This window comes from Nocardia yamanashiensis NBRC 100130 (assembly GCF_001613325.1).
Taxonomy (GTDB): domain Bacteria; phylum Actinomycetota; class Actinomycetes; order Mycobacteriales; family Mycobacteriaceae; genus Nocardia; species Nocardia yamanashiensis.
In genome coordinates, this window is record NZ_BDCD01000071.1 from 1 (window position 1) to 4,049 (window position 4,049).

The 4,049-nt window shown below is 69.7% G+C and carries 1 protein-coding gene; it reads right to left on the reverse strand.

The window, feature by feature from the left end:
- Positions 1-4,049 (reverse strand): type I polyketide synthase (locus tag NY1_RS41605; protein ID WP_157762853.1); only part of this gene is annotated, 4,049 nt, incomplete at both ends.

A 4,049-nucleotide genomic window follows, 5' to 3' on the forward strand; every position in this document is an offset into this window, starting at 1 on the left:
GCCCGAGAAAGCCGTTCGACCACCAACACGCCGACGCCCTCGGCCCAGCCGGTGCCATCGGCAGCGGCGTCGAAGGACCGGCACCGGCCGTCCGCCGAAAGACCCCGCTGCCGCGAGAATTCCACGAAGACTTCCGGCGTCGACATGACGGTGACGCCCCCGACCAGCGCGAGATCGCATTCTCCGGACCGCACGGCCTGCCCGGCCAGATGCAGTGCCACCAGCGAGGAAGAACACGCCGTATCCACCGTCATCGCCGGGCCTTCCAGGCCCAGCACGTAGGACACGCGACCGGACGCGACACTCGCGGCGATGGACGGGATTCCGAAGCCCTCGCCACCGTATCCCTGGGGCGATGCGAGTCCGGTGAAGACCCCCGTGTCGCTGCCCTTCAGGTCGTGCGGGTCGATGCCCGCGTCTTCGAGCGCTTCCCATGACACCTCGAGCAACAGCCGTTGCTGCGGGTCCATCCCGAGCGCTTCGCGCGGGCTGATGCCGAAGAAGTCGGCGTCGAATTCCCCTGCGTCATAGAGGAATCCACCGGACCTGGTATAGGTCTTGCCGGGCTTGCCGGGTTCGGGGTCGTACAGCGCCGCCGGGTCCCAGCCGCGGTTGTCCGGCAGGTCGCCGACCACGTCGCGCTCGAGATCCACCATGTCCCACAACGCCCGTGCCGAATCCACCTGTCCGGGATAGCGGCAAGCGATGCCCACGATGGCCAGGCGGTCGCCCGCCGCGCCGACCGCCGGCGCCGCCGAAGTGGGCCGCGCCGGGGCCGATTCGGCCCCGAAACCCGACTCCGCGAGCAGGAATCGCGCCAGGGCATCCGGTGACGGGTAGTCGAAGACCGCGCTCGCCGGCAGCTTGATGCCGGTCGCACCGCCCAGGCGGTCGCGGAAACCCACCGCGTCCAGGGAGTCGAAGCCCAGGTCCTTGAAGGCGCGGCCAGGCTCGATGGCATCCGCGCCGGAGTGCCCCAATACGACCGCCGCCTGTTCGCGGACCACCCCCAGCATCACGTCGTATCGGCGATCCGCGTCGAGGTCCGCCATCCGGTCGCGCAGCGCGTCGCCGATCGCCGGGGCGGTGTTCGCCGCGGCGCGCCGGCCCGTGCGCACCAGCCCCGACAGCAGTGCCGGCAGGCGGCTCTGCTCGGCGCGCTCTCGTAACGCGTTGCGATCCAGTCGCGCGGGCACGGCCAGCGGTTCGCCGGTCGCGAGCGCCGCATCCCACAGCGCCAGGCCCTGTTCGGTGGTCATCGCGGCCAGACCGTCGCGATTCATCCGCACTACGTCACGGGAGTCCAGCCGCCCCGTCAATCCGGTGCCCTGTCCCCACAGTCCCCACGCCAGGGACATCCCCGGCAAGCCGCGGGCCCGGCGATAGGAGATCAAGCCGTCCAGGAACCGGTTGCCCGCCGCGTAATTCGCCTGCCCCGCGGTGCCCAGCACCCCGGCGATCGACGAGAACACCACGAACAGCGACAGATCCAGTTCGGCAGTGGCCACATGCAGGTTCCAGCCGCCGTCTACCTTGGGTTCCAGCACATTCCGCAGGCGAACGGCATCCAGCGATTCGAGTACGCCGTCGTCCAGAACGCCGGCCGCGTGCACCACACCGGTGAGCGCACCGGAGGAAACGATCTCCGACACCAGCCGGCTCACCGCGGCTCGATCCGCCACGTCGCACGACGCCACTCGCACCCGGGCACCGGCGGCTTCCAGGTCCGCGACCAGGGTCTCCACATCCGGTGTCGCGAGTCCCCGGCGACTGGTCAGCACGAGGTCATCCACGCCGTAGGCGGCGACCAGGTGGCGCGCCACCACCGCGCCCAGACCGGCGGTGCCGCCGGTCACCAGAACCGTGCCCGTGCCGAGTACGAGTTCCTCCGGTGACGCTGTCGTCTGCCCACGGTCCACTGTCAGGCGCGGTAGCAGAATCGAGTCCCCGCGCAGCGCGAGTTGCGGCTCGATGGCCGAGACCCGGCTCAGCGCCCATCCGATATCGGTTTCGTCCGCATGAATGTCGCTGTCCAGCAGAATGATTCGGTTCGGATGTTCGGTCTGCGCAGACGCCGCCAGACCCCACACCGCCGCCGCCGCGGGATCAGTTACCGGACAGTCGCCGGTTCCTATCGCACCTCGGGTCACCACCACCAGACGGGCGTCGGTGAATCGTGCGTCGCTGAGCCAGCTCCGCAGGAACTCGAGCGTCCGCGCGGTCAACTCGTGCGTCGCCGCGGCGATGTCGGCGGGCGTCCCTTCGCGCGCCGCCGAGGCGCCCGCACATCGGATCGCGTAGTACTCCGCACCGGAGGCGGCGTGCGATTCACCCGCGTCTACGTCGAAATAATCTGCGGCGGAATTGATCTCGATCATCGCGATGTCGCCGATCTCGCGGACCTCCGGCGCGGCGCCGGCGTCGATCCAGCGCAGCAGCTGCAGGCCGTCGATCGGTGCGGCGGTCAGGCCCGCAGCCAGCTGACCGGGCGATACCGGCCGTGACAGCAGCGATTCGACCGTCATGACCGCGCGGCCGGTGGTGTCGGCGACATCGATCGAATAGCTGTCGGCGCCGGTGGCGCGCAGGCGAGCGCGGATCCGTGTCGCACCGATCGCCAGGGATCGGATCCCGGACCACGCGAACGGCAGCAGGACCTCCGAGTCGGCAGCGGAGGTGATCAATACCGCGTGCAGCACCGCATCCAGCAGGGCCGGATGGGTTCCGAAGCCGGACCCGTCACCGCCGGGCAGTTCGGCCTCGACGAAGATCTCGTCCTCGGTTCGCCGGACGGCGGTCAGCCCTTGGAACGCCGGCCCGTAGTCGTAGCCGCGCACGGCCAGCGTCGCGTAGGCATCGGCGATGTCGACGGTCACCGCATCCGGCGGAGGTCCGATCAGCGCGGCCGGCGTCGCCTCGGATCCGGGGGCGGGATCCGCGGCTTCGAGCACGCCTTCCGCGTGTAGCGTCCAGTCTCCCCGCGCGGCGTCGATATCGGCTTCGCCCTCGATCCGCGAGTGCACCGACACCGCCCGGCTGCCGTCGCTCCCAGGCGGGTCGATCACGACGCACACCTGAACGACGTTGTCGTCCAACAGCAGTGGCGACGTGATGGTCAGTTCGCGCACCGTGTCGCTGCCGATCCGGTCGGCGACCGCGGTCACCAGTTCGACGAAACCCGTTCCCGGGAACAGGGTGCGGCCGAATACCGCGTGGTCTGCCAACCATGGCATCGTGGCGGCCGACAGCCTCCCGGACACCACTGTGCGGCCGCTGTCCGGGATGTCCACGATCGCGCCCAGCAGTGCGTGCGGCATGGCGCGCAATCCGAGTCCCGCCGCATCGGTGGCGGACTGCGGAAGTTGCCAGAACCGTTCGTGCTGGAACGGGTACGGCGGCAGGGACACCCATCGGCCGCCGGAATCGGCGATCACCGTCCGCCAGTCGACGCTGCCGCCAGCCACGAACAATTCCGCCGCCGAGGTCAGGAAGCGCCGCAGCCCGCCATCCTCGCGGCGCAGCGACCCCACCACGACGGCGTCGATCGACGGCTGGGGCGCGGAGTGGGTGAGCGCGTCGAGGTTGTCGTGGACGGCGTTGGTCAGCACCGGATGCGGACTCGATTCCACGAACGCGCGACATCCTGCCTCGAACGCTGCGACGAGGGCAGCATCGAAACGGACGGTCTCCCGCAGATTCGTGAACCAGTACTCCGGCGTCAATTCCGCGGTGTCCATGACCTGTCCGGTAACGGTCGATACGAAGACCGGTCCGCCCGGTGGGATGGTCTGGGGCACGATCCCGGTCAGCTCCGCGAGTACAGAGTCCCGCAGTGTGTCGACATGCGACGAGTGCGAGGCGTAGTCGACCGGAATCCGGCGCGCCCACACGCCCTGGCGCTCGCATTCGGTGATGAATTCCGCGCAGGCGTCCGCGTCACCGCAGACCACCGTTGCCGCAGGGCTGTTCACCGCGGCGACGCTGAGGGCGGGGCCCCAGTCCGCGATCAGATCACGCGCGCGTTCGACCGGAGCCGCGACGGACACCAT